The 15882-nt window shown below is 72.7% G+C and carries 14 protein-coding genes; 3 read left to right on the plus strand and 11 right to left on the minus strand.

Features of this window, described 5'->3' with window-relative positions; translation table 11 throughout:
* Nucleotides 1-507 precede the first annotated feature (507 nt).
* From ACFUO4_RS31210 to ACFUO4_RS31240, 7 genes are all read right to left on the minus strand, one after another.
* A complete protein-coding gene (locus tag ACFUO4_RS31210; protein WP_383491132.1) occupies nt 508-1281 on the minus strand; it encodes an ABC transporter ATP-binding protein in 774 nt (257 codons plus the stop codon).
* 3 nt (nt 1282-1284) lie between these two features.
* A complete protein-coding gene (locus tag ACFUO4_RS31215; protein WP_383491134.1) occupies nt 1285-2250 on the minus strand; it encodes a FecCD family ABC transporter permease in 966 nt (321 codons plus the stop codon).
* Nucleotides 2251-2306: 56 nt separating this feature from the next.
* On the minus strand, nt 2307-3347 hold the full coding sequence (locus tag ACFUO4_RS31220; RefSeq protein ID WP_383491136.1) for an ABC transporter substrate-binding protein: 1041 nt from the start codon (nt 3345-3347) through the stop codon (nt 2307-2309).
* 145 nt (nt 3348-3492) lie between these two features.
* Complete coding sequence (locus ACFUO4_RS31225) at nt 3493-4416, minus strand: aminoglycoside phosphotransferase family protein (RefSeq protein WP_383491138.1); 924 nt, start codon at nt 4414-4416, stop codon at nt 3493-3495.
* Between the two features lies 1 nt (nt 4417).
* A complete protein-coding gene (locus tag ACFUO4_RS31230) occupies nt 4418-4828 on the minus strand; it encodes a VOC family protein (RefSeq protein WP_383491140.1) in 411 nt (136 codons plus the stop codon).
* A 61-nt stretch (nt 4829-4889) separates the two neighbouring features.
* Nucleotides 4890-5282, minus strand: coding sequence for a helix-turn-helix domain-containing protein (locus ACFUO4_RS31235; RefSeq protein ID WP_383491142.1), 393 nt, complete (start codon nt 5280-5282; stop codon nt 4890-4892).
* A gap of 61 nt (nt 5283-5343) precedes the next feature.
* Entirely contained in the window at nt 5344-6222 is an 879-nt protein-coding gene (locus ACFUO4_RS31240) for an NAD(P)-dependent oxidoreductase (RefSeq protein ID WP_383491583.1), read from the minus strand.
* 141 nt (nt 6223-6363) lie between these two features.
* Here ACFUO4_RS31240 and ACFUO4_RS31245 point away from each other — a divergent pair, with 141 nt between their 5' ends.
* Entirely contained in the window at nt 6364-6951 is a 588-nt protein-coding gene (locus tag ACFUO4_RS31245; protein ID WP_383491144.1) for a TetR/AcrR family transcriptional regulator, read from the plus strand.
* 127 nt (nt 6952-7078) lie between these two features.
* Here the strand turns inward: ACFUO4_RS31245 and ACFUO4_RS31250 are convergent, their stop codons facing one another.
* Nucleotides 7079-7957 carry a PfkB family carbohydrate kinase gene (locus ACFUO4_RS31250; protein WP_383491146.1) on the minus strand — a complete coding sequence of 293 codons (879 nt, stop codon included), beginning with the start codon at nt 7955-7957 and terminating at the stop codon, nt 7079-7081.
* A 220-nt stretch (nt 7958-8177) separates the two neighbouring features.
* Here ACFUO4_RS31250 and ACFUO4_RS31255 point away from each other — a divergent pair, with 220 nt between their 5' ends.
* Nucleotides 8178-9557: a DEAD/DEAH box helicase gene (locus ACFUO4_RS31255; RefSeq protein WP_383491148.1), complete on the plus strand. Its 1380-nt coding sequence runs from the start codon at nt 8178-8180 to the stop codon at nt 9555-9557.
* A 26-nt stretch (nt 9558-9583) separates the two neighbouring features.
* Here the strand turns inward: ACFUO4_RS31255 and ACFUO4_RS31260 are convergent, their stop codons facing one another.
* The 3 genes from ACFUO4_RS31260 to ACFUO4_RS31270 form a co-directional block, all read right to left on the minus strand.
* Nucleotides 9584-10516: an amidohydrolase family protein gene (locus tag ACFUO4_RS31260; protein ID WP_383491150.1), complete on the minus strand. Its 933-nt coding sequence runs from the start codon at nt 10514-10516 to the stop codon at nt 9584-9586.
* Between the two features lie 69 nt (nt 10517-10585).
* A complete protein-coding gene (locus ACFUO4_RS31265; protein WP_383491152.1) occupies nt 10586-12157 on the minus strand; it encodes an alpha/beta hydrolase in 1572 nt (523 codons plus the stop codon).
* The gene (locus tag ACFUO4_RS31270; protein ID WP_383491154.1) at nt 12154-13377 is read right to left on the minus strand and encodes a serine hydrolase domain-containing protein; all 1224 of its coding nucleotides are present in this window, start codon (nt 13375-13377) and stop codon (nt 12154-12156) included. Before ACFUO4_RS31270 ends, ACFUO4_RS31265 begins: the two co-directional genes overlap by 4 nt.
* Nucleotides 13378-13635: 258 nt before the next feature.
* On the opposite strand from ACFUO4_RS31270, the gene ACFUO4_RS31275 reads away from it, so the two are divergent.
* A complete protein-coding gene (locus ACFUO4_RS31275) occupies nt 13636-15876 on the plus strand; it encodes an MMPL family transporter (RefSeq protein WP_383491155.1) in 2241 nt (746 codons plus the stop codon).
* Nucleotides 15877-15882: the final 6 nt, after the last annotated feature.

Consider the following 15882-nt stretch of genomic DNA (forward strand, 5'->3'; position numbering starts at 1 on the left):
CCGGTCCGCCACCATGCGGCGAGCCCCGGCACGAACGCGATCGCCCAGCGCAGCAGCGACCACAGCGCGGCCTCGCCCCGCCGCAGCCACCAGGTGAGGGTGAGCGCCGCTCCGACGTGGACGGCGGTGGCGTGCGGCGTCAGGGCGTGGGAGTGGGCGGTCATCCGCATGCCGTGCAGGGCCATCGCGGTGTGCTGCGGCCGGACGGATTGGAAGGCGGCGTGCAGGGCGCCCTGGGCGGCGAGCGTCACGGTGCCGATGCCGGGCAGGGAGCGCTCCCGGCCGCCGAGCAGACAGCCGACCGCGAAGACGGGAACGGCCCCCGCGACCTGGACCCACACCGGCGGCGCCTCACCCGTGGCCAGCGCATGCCCTCCGGTGGCGAGCAGCACGCACAGCACGGCGAACACCGCCGCGCGGACGCCCCGGACCGCCACCGACCCTCTCATCGCACCCGATGCTGTCATGCCGCCGGACGGCCTCTTCGTCCGCCCGGGCCTCCGGACGTCAGGCAAGGGGATCCGCGGCGTACGTGATGCGGATGACGCCGTCGGCGTGCCGTTCGGTGCCGGCCCGGATGCCGAAGACGTCGGCGAGGAGGTCCGGGGTGAGCACGTCGAGCACCGGCCCGGCCGCCGCGACCGTGCCCTCCCGCAGGACGACCAGGTGGTCGCAGAGGCGGGTGGCGAGGTCGAGGTCGTGCAGGACGGCGAGGGCGGTGACGCCGGTGGCGCGGATCAGGCCCAGGAGTTCGAACCGGGCACGGATGTCGAGGTGGTTGGTGAGTTCGTCCAGCACCAGGAGCCGGGGCCGCTGGGCCAACGCGCGCGCCAGCAGGACGCGTTGGCGTTCGCCGCCGGACAGGGACGCGTAGGCGCGGTGCGCGAAGGGGCGTACGCCGCAGCGGTCGATGGCGTCCCGGACCGCGGCCCGGTCCTCGGCGCCGTCGCGGCCGAGCAGACCGTGGTGCGGGGCGCGGCCGAGGGCGACGATCTCGGCGACGGTCAGGCCGGTGGTGTTGCCGCCGGTGTCCTGGAGGACCGCCGCGGTGCGACGGGCGGCGGCGCGGGCGGACAGGGCCCATACGTCGTCGTCCCCGACCCGGACGACACCGCCCGCCGGGCGGAGTGAGCGGTAGACGGCGCGCAACAGGGTGGACTTTCCACTGCCGTTGGGGCCGACGAGTCCGACGATGTCGCCTTCGCGGGCCTCCAGACTCACCTCGCGGAGGATCGGCGTGCGGTCCAGGGTGATGTGGAGCTGGTCGACGATGAGTTTCATGGTTCAGTCCAGGCCCTTGTCGCGGCGCAGCAGCCACAGGAAGAAGGGGGCCCCGAGCAGCGCGGTGAGGATGCCGAGCGGCAGTTCGCCGGGGCGGGTGAGGGTGCGGGAGAGCAGGTCGACGAGGACCAGGTAGACGGCGCCGAGCAGGGCGGTCAGCGGCAGCAGCCGGCGGTGGTCGGCGCCGATGGTCAGCCGCACCAGGTGCGGGATCATGAGCCCGACGAAGCCGATGCCGCCCGCGACCGCGATGACGGTGCCGGTCAGCAGTGCGCTCAGGATCAGCAGGACGGCGCGGAGCCGGTTGACGTCGACGCCGAGGGCGGTGGCCGACTCGTCCCCCGCCAGCAGCAGGTTGAGGCGACGGCCGAACAGCGCCAGGAGTGCCGTGGTCACGCCCACCACGGCGGTGACGGTGGGCAGTTGGTCCCACTGGGCGCCGGCCACGCTGCCCAGCATCCAGAACATGACCGACCGCAGTTCGGTCGGGGTGGCCCGGAGCTGGACGAAGCTGGTCGCGGAGAGGAAGACATAGCCGACGGCGACTCCGGCCAGCACCAGGCGGGTGGGCGCCACTCTGCCGCGCCGCTGCCCGAGGGCGAAGACCAGTGCTCCCGCGACCAGCGCGCCGAGGAAGGCCGCCGCCGACACGCCGAGCCCGGCGAGCGCGGTGCCCCCGCCGAGGGTGATGACGAGGACCGCGCCGAGCGTCGCGCCGTAGGAGAAGCCCAGCACGGTCGGGTCGGCGAGGGGGTTGGACACCACGGTCTGCAGGACCGCGCCGGTCACGGCGAGGCCCGCGCCGACGACGGCCGCCAGGACCACCCGCGGGGTGCGGAAGGTCCAGACGATCTGGTCGAGGGCGGGGTCGCCGGGCGGCGCTCCCGCACCGGTGACGTGGTGCAGGACGATCCCCCACACGTCGCCGAGCGGGACGTCGACCGCACCGATGCTGATCGCGACGACCATCGTGACCGGCAGGGCGACGGTCAGGACCGTGACCGCCAGCGGGACCTTGAGCCCGCTCAGAACGCGTCGGGGTGCAGCTTCCTGGCTATCCGCTCGACGGCCAGGTCGTTGCTGGGGCCGAGGTACATCGAGTCGGACAGCGTCACGTACGTGTGGGTCCTGGCGGCCGGCCACTGGGGGAACTCCTTGAGCAGTTTCTCGGCGTAGGCCGCCGGGTTCGGGTCCTGGTAGGCGATGACGACGACCGCGTCGACCTCGGTGGCGGCCGCCTTCTCCTTGCTGAGGTCGGCGAAGGTGGTCGTGGAGGCGTCCTCGAAGGCGTTGGCGGCGCCGGCCTTGGCGAGGATGTCGTTGACGATGCCGTGGGAGACGACCGAGCTGAAATCGTTGCTGCCCATGGTCATGTTGGAGAAGAGCACCATGACCCGCGGCTTCTTCTCCGCCCGGACCTTCTCAGCGACCGCCGCGATGCTCTTCTTCGACGCGGCGATCAACCCCTCCGCCTTGTCGCCGACGTTGAAGATCCGGCCCATGTCGCGCAGCAGCCGGTAGCTGTCGGCGACGGTCATCTTGGAGGGTTCGTCGTCGCAACCCTGCGGGGAGATGTAGGTGTTGGCGCCGATCTGTTCCAACTGCTCCCGTGTGGCGAAGCCGTTCTTCTGGTCGAAGCCGTACGAGGTGAGGGACAGGACGAGATCGGGGCGCAGCCCGAACATGGCCTCGCGGGGGATGTCGTAGGCGTCGTTGAGTGCGATGTCGCCGGTGGGCAGGGCCTTGATGGCGGCGGCGCGGCCGGGGACCTCGGAACTGCCGTAGCCCTGCTGGTTGGCGACGATCCTGTCCTGGAGGCCGAGGGCGAGGAGGGTGGAGACCTCGGCGACCGAGGCGCCGTTCATGACGACGACCCGGCTTGGGGCCTTGATGAAGGTCTCCTCGCGGCCGCAGTTGTCGAGGGTGACCGGGTAGCCGGGCGCCGAGGTGCCGGCCCGGGTCGGGTCGGCGCCGGCCTTGTCGCCGTCCGACACGGCACCGCATGCCGAGGTGAGCAGGGACAGGGCTGCGGCCAGGGCGGTGGCGACCGGCCGGTTGAGCGGCATGGGGGCTCCTTGCGTGCGGGGCCGACGGCTGGAGGGTTCTGTTGCAGTAGTCGGGCCGCGTGGGCGGAGAGTTCCCGACGATCACGAACAGCGGCCCCCGGCGATCGGCACACCGCGCGGCAGCCTTCCAAGCAGCGGTGGGATATCAGGAGTTGAGCAGTGCCCGCGCCATGACGACGGACGAAGGATCGAGCGCGGTCCGGCCGTCGTCGATGTCCCAGAGCGCGTTCTGCAGCAGCCGCCCGAGCGTCCAGCCGGTCGCGCGTGCCCGGTCCAGACCGAGGACCTCGGTGAGGAGGTCGAAGCGGCGCCGCACCACGCGTGGGGCGTCGCCCTTCGCCACGACGTCCTCCCATCCGCTGTCCAGAGCGGGCCAGAGATCGAAGCCGGGGTCGCCGGCGAGTGGCTCGGGGTCGATGGCCAGCCACGGTTCACGTTGCGCGGCGAGCACGTTGCCGTAGTGCAGATCCCAGTGCAGCATCCGGTCCCCGGGCTCTTTGGCCAGCTCGCCCACCGCCGCCGCCCAGCCGCGCAGGAGCTGCCGTTCCGCCGGGTCGGCCAGGGCCGTGATCGCCCGGGGAACCCGCTCCAGCATCTCGGTGGCGACGTCCCCGAGGCCGCGCAGTCCGGGCGGGGCGGGGACGCTGACCAGCCGGGCCTGCAACGCGGCGAGGATGCCCATCGCCACGTCGTCGTCCTCGACCGAGGTCAGTGTGCGGGTGGCGTCCAGCCGCTCCAGCAGCATGCTGCTGGTGTCGGGATCGTGGCCGAGGAGCCGTACCGCCCCCACGCCGTTCCAGGTGCTCAGCCCGATGAGCGCGGCGGCGGTCTCCGCCCTGGGCAGTTGCAGCTTCAGCGCCGCGCGCGAGCCGTCCGCGCGCAGCACCGGCACCACCAGCGAGGCTTCTCCGGCTCCCACCGCGCCGTCCCGCCGCAGCTCCCAGCGCTCCAGGAGTTCCGCGGCGAGAGCGGGCAGTCCGGCGATCCAGACCCGGCCTTCCTCGCCGAAGGCTCTGGCGTACGACGCCACCAGGGACGGCGGGACCTCGGCCGCTTCCCACGCGCTCAACTCACGCCTTGGGCTGGGTGAAGCGGATGCTGTTGCCGAAGGGGTCCCTGAGGCCGCAGTCGATTCCGTAGGGGCGCTCGGTGGGCTCCTCGGTGAACTCGACGCCCTGGTCGCGCAGGCTCTGGTACGTCTTGCGACAGTCGTCGGTGCTGAAGATCAGGCTGCCGCCGGCCGCGCCCTTGGTGAGCAGGTCACGGACCTGTGCCGCGATCTCCTCGGAGAGGCTCGGCGGGCCGGGCTTCTCCAGCAGGATCTGCCGCTCCGGGTGGCCGGGGACGTTGACGGTCAGCCAGCGCATGAAGCCGAGGTCGGCGTCGGTGTGGACCTCGAGGCCGAGCTTGCCGACGTAGAAGGCGAGGGCCTCGTCCTGGTCGAGTACGTAGATCTGGGAGTGTGTGATGGCGGTGAACATGTGCATCACGGTACGAGCCGTCAACCACGAATACTTGTCCAAAACTGCTCTGTGCGGGCGGTCAGGAGCCCGGCCGCAGCCATGCCCTCGTGAAACACGTGGGCACGTCCGCGGCGACGGCCTGCTTGCGGTACTGCCTCGGTGACCGGCCGACGATGTCCCGGAACGTACGGCTGAAGGTCCCCGGGCTGGCGAAGCCGACCTCGAAGCAGATGTCCGTGATCCTGCGGTCGCTCTCGCGCAGCAGGAACATCGCGCGCTCGACGCGGCGGCGTTGCAGGTAGCGATGCGGGGTCTCGCCGAACGTGGCGCGGAAGGTGCGGATGAAGTGGGCCGGCGACACGTGGGCGATGCGGGCCAGGGCCGGGACGTCCAGCGGCTGGGCGTAGGCGCCGTCCATCGCGTCCCGCGCCCTGAGCATGCGGCGGTTGGTCTCTTCGGCGGCTCGGCTCACAGCGTCATCACATCATGGCTCGCCAGGACCCACGCCTCTCCCGGCGAGCCGGGCGCGGACGCTACCGATCGCCGTCGGTCCGGGCCCGCAGTGCGTGCAGTACGGCCACCATGTCCTCGCCGCCATGGCCGTGCGCCACCGTCTCGTCGTAGAGGGCGTGGCAGACGTCGAGGAGCGGGGAGGCGAGGCCGGACTTGCGGGCGGCCTGGGCGATGAGCCGGTTGTTCTTGAGGACGTCCGCGGCGCCCGCCTGCACACCGAAGTCACCGGCCACCAGCTTGGCTGCCTTCACCCGGGAGACGGCACTGGCCATCGGGCCGGCGTCCAGTACGTCCCGCAACAGCCGCTGGTCGAGGCCGTGCCGGTCGGCGAAGTGGAACGCCTCGGCGAGGCCGGTGACCAGGGTGATCAGGAAGAGGTTCACCGAGAACTTCATCAGCAGCGCGCCGGGCACGGGACCGCAGCCGAACGTCTCCCGGCACAGGGGCGCGAGCAGCGGGCGCACGGCCTCCAGCGCCTCCTCCTGCCCGGCCAGCATCCCGACCAACTCCCCCTGTTCCGCGGGCACCCGGGAGCCGGAGACCGGGGCCTCGACGTATCGTCCGCCCGCACCGCGCACGGCGTCCTCCAGGCCGGCCGAGTACTCGGGCGAGGTGGTGCCCATGTGGACGAGGGTGCGGTCGGCGACACGGGTGGCGAAGGCGGCGGTGCCGCGTCCGAGGACCTCGTCCATGGCGTTCTCGTCGGCCAGCATGAGGATCACGGTCCGTGCCCGGGCGAAGAGCTCGTCCGGGCTTGCGGCGACCTCCGCTCCGGCGGCGTGCACGGGATCGCAGCGGTCCGGTGTGCGGTTCCAGACGACGAGGGGGGTGCCGGCGCGGGCGAGGTTGAGCGCCATGGGCTGCCCCATGACCCCGAGGCCGACGAAACCGACGTACACAAGGCACCACCACCAACGGTCGGCGAGGAACCGCCAGGACGGCGGGCCCTCCACTATGACAGTGGTCATAGTAGCCGAGTTCTATGACCACCGTCATAGGATGGCGGTCGGCGTGCGGCTCGACGACTCAGGGAGGCCGGGATGTCCGAACGAGGACCGCGCGAGCGGATGGTCTTCAGCGCGGCCCAGCTCATCCGGCGCGACGGGGTCGCCTCCACCGGCATGCGCGAGGTCGCCGCCCACGCCGGGGCGCCGCGCGGTTCACTGCAGCACTACTTCCCCGGGGGCAAGGAACAGCTGGTCAACGAGGCGGTGGCCTGGGCGGGCAGATATGCGGGCAACCGTGTCGCCCGTTTCCTGGCCGCGCTTCCCGAGCCGACACCCGGCGGGCTGTTCGCCGAGATGGTGCGCCAGTGGACCGACGAGTACGAACGCGCCGGCTTCGCGGGCGGCTGCCCCGTGGCCGCCGCCACGGTGGACTGCGCGGAGTCCACCGCGTCCACACGCGAAGCGGCAGCGGCGGCGTTCGCCGCCTGGACCGAACCGGTGGCCCGGGCACTGGCCGACATGGGCGTACCCGAGGAGCGGACCACCGCCCTGGCCACCCTGATGATCAGCACCTTGGAGGGAGCGCTCCTCATCGCCCGCGCCGAACAGGACGTACGGGCCCTGACGACCGCGGTCCGGGAACTGGCCCCACTGCTGGACGCGGCCGTGCGCACACGGTGAGTTCCGTTTCCCTTCTGGAAGCCGCCCTTCGCGCCCGGCGGCCTGCGCGGCATGCGATCCACCCATCGCCTGTTCCGAGCCCACCGGGGGACGTTCCGGCACACCTTGGTCCGGCTGCCCGCCGTATCTAGTTCATCCACTCCCGCGTGCCGAACGAAGTGCACGCCCGTGACGCCCACTGCGTCGCCGCGCGCAGCGCGCCGGCGAACCCCGGCTCGGTCAACTCGGCCTGCGAGCACAGGTGGTGAGCGAGCGCGCCGTGGAGTACGTCGCCCGCGCCGAGCGTGTCCACCACCCGTACGGCCGGGACGTCCACCGTGCCGGCGCCGTGCGGCCCTTCCCACAGGAGCGGCTGCCCGCCCCGGCTCACCGCTCTCCAGCGGACGTGATGGTCGCGCAGGAACCGCAGGGCTTCCTCGGGACCGGTGGTGCCGGGTGGGCGGAAGGAGTCGGCGCAGACGGCCACGTCGACGGAGGACAGCAGCTGTTCCGTCCCCGCCTTCCAGCTGCCGCCGTCCAGGACGGTCCGGCATCCGGCGTCCCGTGCGGCGCGTGCGACGGCCACCGCGAGGTCCATGTGGTGTCCGTCGAACTCGACGACGTCGTGGCCCGCGACCAGGGCGGTCAGGTCGGCGGGCGGCCGGAGACGGCGTCCCGCGGCGTTGGTGGACGCCACCGCCCGGTCGCCGCTCGACGCGGTCACCAGGATCGAGGACACGGAGGGCGGCTCGGTCGCGTCGGCCGACAGGTCCCGCACCGTCACGCCGAGCGCTTCCAGGTCCGCCACGGCCGCGAGGCCCAGCGGATGGGAACCGATCGACGTGAGCAGGGTGGCCGCGCCGCCGAGGTGGGCGAAGGCCGCGGCCGCGTTGGCGGCCGGACCGCCCGCGGCCACCGTCTGCCGACGGGCCGTCAGCTTCTCGTCGGGGCCGGGCAGTCGGTCGACGAGGTGGACGACGTCGAACGTGCACAGGCCGACGAAGAGTCCCTGAGGGCGTTGTGACACGTCAGTCGACCGTCCCGGTGTGTGCGGTGCCGCAGTGACACGGGCACCTTACCCAGCCGCCCGGGCGGGTCCCGTCCGGGCGCCGCCTGATCATCCGGCAGCGAGCAGCGGGGCCGCTGATAAAATGTCCGCACGCACGCTTCGACTTCGCCGGGGGCCCGTACCAGGGGGTACGGGCCCCCGGGCCGTTCCGGGGCGCCCGACCAGGAAGGTTCCCCCCATGAACGCGAAGCCGTCGAACACCGGACGCTCCCCCGCCGGTGCGCCGCAGCCGGTGTCCCCGGGCCTGCCGCCGGCCGTCTCCTTCGACGCGCTCGGGCTGCCGTCGGAGCTGGTGGCGGCGATGACGGCCCTCGGGGTGACCGAGCCGTTCCCGATCCAGGCCGCCACCCTGCCCAACGCGCTGGCCGGCCGCGACGTCCTCGGCCGGGCGCGGACCGGGTCCGGCAAGACGCTGGCCTTCGGGCTGGCGCTCCTCGTCCGGACCGCGGGCCTGCGGGCGGACGCCAAGCGGCCGCTCGCGCTGGTGCTGGTGCCGACCCGGGAACTCGCGCAGCAGGTGAGCGACGCGCTGACCCCGTACGCGCAGACGCTGAAGGTGCGGCTGGCGACGGTGGTCGGCGGACTGTCGATCAACCGGCAGCAGGCGGCGCTGAAGGCCGGCGTCGACGTGCTCATCGCGACGCCGGGCCGGCTGACCGACCTCGTGGAGCGCCGGGACTGCCACCTCGACCAGGTGCGGATCACGGTGCTGGACGAGGCGGACCAGATGTGCGACCTGGGTTTCCTCCCGCAGGTCACGCAGACCCTGGACCAGGTGCGCCCCGACGGTCAGCGGCTGCTGTTCTCCGCCACGCTGGACAAGAACGTGGAGCTGTTGGTGAGCGGCTATCTGCACGACCCGGTGCTCGCGTCGGTCGACCCGGCGGCGGGCTCGGTCACCACGATGGAACACCATGTGCTGAACATCCACGCCGCCGACAAGTACGCGACCGCGACCGAGATCGCCGCGCGCGACGGCCGGGTGCTGATGTTCCTCGACACCAAGGCCGGCGTGGACCAGTTCACCCGCCATCTGCGGGCCAGTGGCATCCGGGCCGGCGCCCTGCACAGCGGGAAGTCACAGCCGCAGCGCACGCACACCCTGGGCCAGTTCAAGGACGGTGAGATCACCGTGCTGGTGGCCACCAACGTCGCCGCCCGGGGCATTCACATCGACACGCTCGACCTCGTCGTCAACGTCGACCCGCCGGCCGACGCCAAGGACTACGTGCACCGCGGCGGCCGTACGGCGCGCGCCGGGGAGTCCGGGACCGTGGTCACCCTGGTCACGCCCAACCAGCGGCGCGACGTGAACCGGCTGATGTCCGAGGCCGGGATCCGCCCGACCGTCACCCAGGTGCGCTCCGGCGAGGCACAGCTGACCGCCATCACCGGCGCGCGACGCCCGCCGACCCCGGCGAAGGCCTCCGGCGGCAACGCCCCCTTCCGTGGCCTCGGCTCCCGCACCGGCCGCCCCGCGAAGGAGTCCCGCAAGACGGCCGAGGCCCGCAAGATCGCGGAGGCCCGCGCGGCGGCCCGGGTGCGCAAGGGCCGCTGAGGCCGCAGCCGCGGAAGGGTCCTGGCTCACACGCCGAACAACGCCGCCGCGTTGTCGTGGCACACGGCTCGCAGCCACTCCGGTCCGAGGCCCAGCCGCTCCAGGGCGTGCAGCTGGTGCACGTACGGGTAGGGGATGTTGGGGAAGTCGGAGCCCAGCAGGATGCGGTCGCCGAGCCCGGCGAACCGGGGCAGGGCGCGGCGGGGGAACGGCAGGAAGCCCTCGGTGAAGTCGGTGAACGCCATGGTGGTGTCCAGCCGTACGTCCGGGTACCGCTCGGCGAGGCTCAGGAAGTCCTCGTACTCGGGCATGCCCATGTGCGCGACGATCAACCGCAGCCGCGGGTGGCGCGCCAGCACCCGTGCGATCGGCTCGGGGCCGGTGTGCTTGCCGGGCGCGGGCCCGGAGCCGCAGTGGATCACCACGGGGATCCGGGCCTCGGCCAGCACGCCCCACGCCGGCCGGAGCGCCTCGTCGGTGGGGTCGTACGCCCCCACCTGCACATGCGCCTTGAACACGCGCGCACCCGCTTCGACCGCCTCGCGGACGTACGCCTCGACGTCCGGCTCGGGGTACAGCGTGGCGGTGTGCAGGCACTCCGGGGTGCGGTGGGCGAAGTCGGCCGCCCAGCCGTTCAGCCACCGGGCCATACCGGGCTTGTGCGGATACAGCATCGAGGTGAACGCCCGCACGCCGAACCGGCGCAGCACATCCGCCCGTTCCGCCTCCTGCCGCCGGTAGGTGATCGGCCACTCCAGCCCGCCGGTCAAGGTCCCCTGGGTGTCGAAGTACTCCCAGACCTTGTCCAGGACGCGCTCGGGCATGAAGTGCGTGTGGACGTCGACCAGCCCCGGAAGACCGAGACCCTCCCAGAAGCGGCGGACCTCGGCGGCTTCCGCCTCGAAAGACGCGTCATCGGCAGTCGGCGGGCTGTCGGATGCCGGGCGGTGATCGTTCACGTCTCCCACGATCGGCCCCGGCACTGGCGTGAGTCCAGCCGTTGGCTCCGACCCGAGGTGAGTGATCCGTCACCGGACCCGCGCGGCGCAGGTGAGGTCCGCGGCCGGAAGGCGGCCGGTGGCGAGGTAGGCGTTGACCGCGTCGTCGACGCACGGGGTGCCGTAGACGCCGTAGACCGCGTGCTGGTCGGCGCCTCGCAGGGTGACCAGGCGGGAGGAGGGCCAGGCACGGCGTACCGCGGTGGCGCCCTCGTAGGTGGTACGGGGGTCGCCGGTGGCGTTGACGAGGAGGGCGGGGAGGTCGTCCCTGAGGGTGGTCGGGCGCTCGCGGGGCGGGTCCCAGAAGGCGCAGGGGTTGAGGTTGTCGGTGACGGGGGCGAGCAGGGGGTCCCGCGCGCGTGACTTCTGGATGTCGCGCCAGTAGACCTCCGGGTCCCGTGGTGCGGCGATGTCCCCGCACAGGATCGCCGTCTGGACGCTGCCGTAGGCGGAGTCGGCCCCGGTGAGCAGGAACGCGAGGGCTTCGGCCAGCCACGGGGACGCGGTGACCCGGTGGCCGTCCGCCGCGCGCAGCAGGTCGCGCATCGCCTGGGCGAAGTCCGCGTAGGCGGAGTCGTTGTCCTGCGAGAGGCCGTTGAAGACGATGAGGGGGACGACGTGCTCGTCCACCCGGTGTTCCCCGACCCGCAGGGGGGTGCGGGCCGCGGCCGCCTGGACGCGGTCCACGGCCGCCAGCACCGCCCCACGGCTCCGGCCCAGGCCGTACGTCGCGTCCCGGGCGGCGGCCCATGAGGCCCAGCCCTCCAGGGCGTGCCGGTTGGCCCGCTCCGTGCCCCGCAGCAGCCGGGGGCCGTACCGGTCCGGGTCGATGACACCGTCCAGGACCACCCGGTCGACGCGGGCGGGGAACATCGTCGTGTACACCTCGCCCAGGTAACTGCCGTAGGAGTAGCCCAGGTAGGAGATCCGCCGCTCACCGAGCGCGGCACGGATGACGTCCATGTCGCGGGCGGTGTTGCGGGTGGTGGCGTACGGCAGCACGTCCCCCGCATGCTGCCGGCAGCGCCGGGCGAGGTCCGCGGAGAAGGCCGTCATGCGGTCGAAGCCGGCGCGGTCGGGGCCGGCGCTCCGGAAGGCGGAGCCGGTCGGCCAGTGGCAGTCCAGCGCGGTGCTGCGGCCGACGAAGCGGGGGTCCACACCGACCACGTCGTAGCGTGCGCCGACGTCCTTCATCGCCTGGCGCACCCACGGCGGGTCGCCGAGGGTCTGGCCGCCGGGGCCGCCGCCGTTGAGGAGCAGCGGGCCCACGCGGTGGGCGGTGTCGGTGGCGCGGATCCGGGAGATCGCGACGGTGATCGTCCGGCCGTCGGGATCGCCGTAGTCCAACGGCACGGTCACGTCGGCGCATCGGGCGCCCGCCTGCTCCAACTCCTTGCCGGTGGTGTCGTCCTGGCCGCGCACACAGCTCTTCCAGTCGAGGCGTTGGTGGTGGTAGCGGGCGAGGGGGTCGTCGGTGGCCGCCTGGGCCGGGAGGGCGCCGGCGGGCAGCGCGGTGACGGCGAGAGCGGTGGCGGCCAGGCCGAGGGCGGCCTTTCTCGTGGTACGCGAAACGCCCTGCGGCGAGCGGACTGAGCGGATCACTGAGGGGTCCTTTCCGTGCGTGCTGTGGCTTCGGCAGGCGGCTCTTCGCAGAAGGCGGTCTGCACCGTGGCGAGGAAGTCCTGTTCGGCTTGCAGGGTGTCGGGCACCTTGTTGAGCGCGACGGCCACGCTCCGTCCGCCGGGGCCGACGGCGGTCAGCGCCCGGTGGCCTCCCGGCACGGTCCCCGCATGGCCCCACCACAGGCCGCCGCAGCGCAGCGGGGAGGCGATCAGGCCGAGGCCGTAGCGGGCGCCGGGCCACAGCCGGTCCGGGTCGGCGGCCACCGTCCGCCGCATGTCGGCGAGTTGGTCCGCGGGCAGCAGCCGGCCGCCGAGCAGCGCGGTGCTGAACCGGGTCAGGTCGGCGGGGGTGGAGACCAGGGCACCGCCGACGCCCCCGAAGGTCGTGTTCCAGACCGTGCCGTCGCTGAGGCGGCCGTCCTCGGTCGTGAAGTAGCTACGGGAGTGCGGTCCTTGGATGCGGGTGTCGTCGCCGGGCCAGTAGGTGTCGCGCAGCCCGAGGGGCCGGATCACCCGGCGGGTGATCTCCTCCTCCGGGGAGCGGCCGGTGACCTTGCCGATGATCAGGCCCGCGAGAAGGTAGTTGGTCGTTGCGTAGTGCCAGGGGTGCGTCGGCCGCGGCAGGTCGAGGGCGCGGGCGACGAGTTCGCGCGGTTCGAAGTGCCGGTGGCGGAGGCGTTCGGGGTGTTCCCACTCGGGGGCGTCGAGGTAGTCGGGCAACCCGCTGGTGTGGCGCAGCAGTTGGCGTACGGTGATGCGGCGGCCGTCGTAGCCGCCGCGCCGGATCAGGCCGGGCAGGTAGTGGTCGACGGGAGCGTCGAGCGCGATCCGGTGCTCGGCGGCGAGCTGGAGCACGACGGTCGCGGTGAACGTCTTGGTGACGCTGCCGACGCGTAAGCGGTCGGTGGCGTTCATGGCGCGGCCCGTGCGCAGGTCCGCCGTCCCCGCGGTCTCGGTCCAACTCCCGCAGGCCGTGCCCGCGGTGGGGTCGGTCACGAGGACCGCGGCGCCGGTGATCCGGTCGCGTTCGGTGAGCGTGCGCAGCGCCTGGCGCAGTTGGCTGTGGGGTGCGCACACGGCGTCGTGTCCAGGGGGGAGTCGGCGTGCGGCGGCGGGTGCCGCCGGTAAGACCAGCGCCGCCGACAGAGCCGCCACGACCGCGCGTCTGCCCAGTGTCGAGGTGGTGTGGGGGGATGCCATGCACCACAACGCTAGGCAGGCGCCGGAGCCGGGTCACTCGGGCCGGCCACCGCATCGCGGGTGGGGTCAGCCGCAGGGGGCGACGGGGGTGTTCCCCCTGTAGTGCGTCGGCACCAGGCGACGCAGAACGCTGGTCCGGATGCACCAGAGGCGGACGGCAGCGGGGAACGATGTCCGGCGAGGCACCGGACGGAAGGCTGGAAGGCGCGTGAGATCCGCGCGTTTCCCCTTGCCTAGCGGTGTCTGGAGTGATCAGAAGTGGCTGTGTTGCTGTACCGGATCGGACGGTGGGCCTTCCGGCGGCGTCGGCTCGTGGGCGGTGTGTGGCTGGGTGCCCTGGTGCTGGCCGTCGCCGCCGCCGCGCTGGCGCCGGCCGGGGAGGAGGAGGACCTCTCCATGCCCGGCACCGAGTCGCAGAAGGCGTTCGACCTGCTGGACGAGCGGTTCCCGCAGAGCAACTCCCAGGGGGCGGAGGCCCGTCTGGTGTTCCGGGCGCCGGACGGCGAGCGGGTGACGGCCAGGGACAACAGGGCGGCGGTCGAGGACGCGCTCGGCTCACTGGACCGGGGCGCTCAGGTCGCGTCCGCCACCGACCCCTACGAGAGCGGCGCCATCAGCGAGGACGGCACCATCGCCTACTCCACGATCACCTATACCGCGGACGCCGTGGACCTGACCGAGGCGTCGAAGGACGACCTCGCCAACGCGGCGCGTGCGGCCCGGGAGACGGGGCTGACCGTGGAGATCGGTGGCTCCGCCCTGGACGCGGAGGAAGAGCCGGGCGGTACCACCGAGCTCGTCGGCGTGGCGGTCGCGGCGGTGGTGCTGGTGCTCGCCCTCGGGTCGCTGATCGCGGCCGGACTGTCACTGCTGACCGCCTTTGTGGGCGTGGCCATCGCCTTCGGCCTGGTCTCGGCGCTGGCCGTGCCGCTGGGACTGACCTCCACCGTCGCCATCCTCGCCCTGATGCTGGGACTGGCGGTCGGCATCGACTACGCGCTGTTCATCACCTCCCGCTTCCGCCACGAGTGCGCCCTGGGCCGGACGCCCGAGGAGGCCGCGGGGCGGGCCGTGGGCACGGCCGGGTCCGCCGTCGTCTTCGCCGGCGCGACCGTCTTCATCGCCCTGGTCGGCCTGGGAGTCGTCGGCATCCCCGAACTCACCAAGATGGGCCTGGGCGGCGCGGGCGCCGTGGCCCTCGCCGTCCTCGTCGCCCTCACCCTGGTCCCCGCGCTGTTCGGGTTCTTCGGCCGGCGGATGCTGCCCCGCGCCGTCCGCAAGGCGCTCCGGGCGGGCGACCTGCCCCCGCGTCCGGTGCCCGACACCGGCCGGCCCGGAGCCGGCGCCCGCTGGGCGCGGTTCGTGCTGCGCCGTCCGGTGCCCGTCCTGATGATCGCCGGGCTCGGCCTCGGGACCGTGGCGCTGCCCGCCCTGGGCCTCGAACTCGGGCTGCCGGGCGACGAGTCGAAATCGGTGGAGACCACGCAGCGCCGCGCCTACGACCTGCTGTCGGAAGGCTTCGGCCCCGGTTTCAACGGCCCGTTGACGGTGGTCGTCGACACGTCCGGCTCCGGGGACGTGCGGGCCACCGCGGACCTGGTCGTCAAGGCCGTACGGGACGTCGACGGGGTCGCCTCGGTCGGCGATCCGGTGCTCAGCCGGGGCGAGGACACGGCCGTCCTCACCGCCGTCCCGGAGACCGCGCCCAACAGCGGTGCGACCAAGGACCTCGTGCACACGATCCGCGGCGCGGTCTCCGATGTCGAGGCCGGCACGGGTGCCGACGTCTTCGTGACGGGCACCACCGCGATGAACATCGACATCTCCCAGGCCATGTCCGACGCCCTGCTCCCCTACCTGACCGTCGTCATCGGCCTGGCCGTGCTTCTGTTGACGGTGGTCTTCCGCTCGGTCCTGGTCCCGGTCAAGGCCGCGCTCGGGTTCCTGCTGTCGGTGGGTGCCGCCTTCGGCGTCCTCGTCGCTGTCTTCCAATGGGGATGGGCGGCGGACCTGATCGGCATCGAACAGACCGGGCCGGTCATGTCGCTGATGCCGATTCTGATCATCGGCATCGTCTTCGGTCTCGCCATGGACTACGAGGTCTTCCTGCTGACCCGTATGCGGGAGGCGTACGTCCATGGCGCCGCGCCCGGTGACGCGGTGGTCACCGGCTTCCGGCACAGCGGCCGGGTGGTGGCCGCCGCCGCGATCATCATGATCAGCGTGTTCGCCGGATTCATCGGGATGAACAGTCCGACGATCCAGACGATGGGCGTCGGACTGGCCGCCGCCGTCGCCTTCGACGCCTTCGTGGTGCGGATGGCGATCGCGCCCGCGGTCCTGGCGCTGCTCGGCCACCGGGCCTGGTGGCTGCCCCGTATCCTCGACCGTGTACTGCCCAATGTGGACATCGAGGGGGAGGCCCTGAGCCGCCAAGTCCCGGACCGCGCAACCGAATCGGACCCCGCGGTACGGCGACTCCCGGTCGGCCGGGACTGAACGGGC

The sequence above is a fragment of the Streptomyces sp. NPDC057280 genome, assembly GCF_042668605.1.
Lineage (GTDB): Bacteria > Actinomycetota > Actinomycetes > Streptomycetales > Streptomycetaceae > Streptomyces.

What these genes read in the sequence shown, in the direction of transcription:
- ACFUO4_RS31210 (WP_383491132.1), bottom strand. Translation starts at nt 1,281, where the DNA reads ATGAAACTCATCGTCGACCAGCTCCACATCACCCTGGACCGCACGCCG.
- ACFUO4_RS31230 (WP_383491140.1), bottom strand. Translation starts at nt 4,828, where the DNA reads ATGTTCACCGCCATCACACACTCCCAGATCTACGTACTCGACCAGGAC.
- ACFUO4_RS31270 (WP_383491154.1), bottom strand. Translation starts at nt 13,377, where the DNA reads ATGGCATCCCCCCACACCACCTCGACACTGGGCAGACGCGCGGTCGTG.
- ACFUO4_RS31255 (WP_383491148.1), top strand. Translation starts at nt 8,178, where the DNA reads ATGAACGCGAAGCCGTCGAACACCGGACGCTCCCCCGCCGGTGCGCCG.
- ACFUO4_RS31245 (WP_383491144.1), top strand. Translation starts at nt 6,364, where the DNA reads ATGTCCGAACGAGGACCGCGCGAGCGGATGGTCTTCAGCGCGGCCCAG.
- ACFUO4_RS31220 (WP_383491136.1), bottom strand. Translation starts at nt 3,347, where the DNA reads ATGCCGCTCAACCGGCCGGTCGCCACCGCCCTGGCCGCAGCCCTGTCC.
- ACFUO4_RS31215 (WP_383491134.1), bottom strand. Translation starts at nt 2,250, where the DNA reads ATGGTCGTCGCGATCAGCATCGGTGCGGTCGACGTCCCGCTCGGCGAC.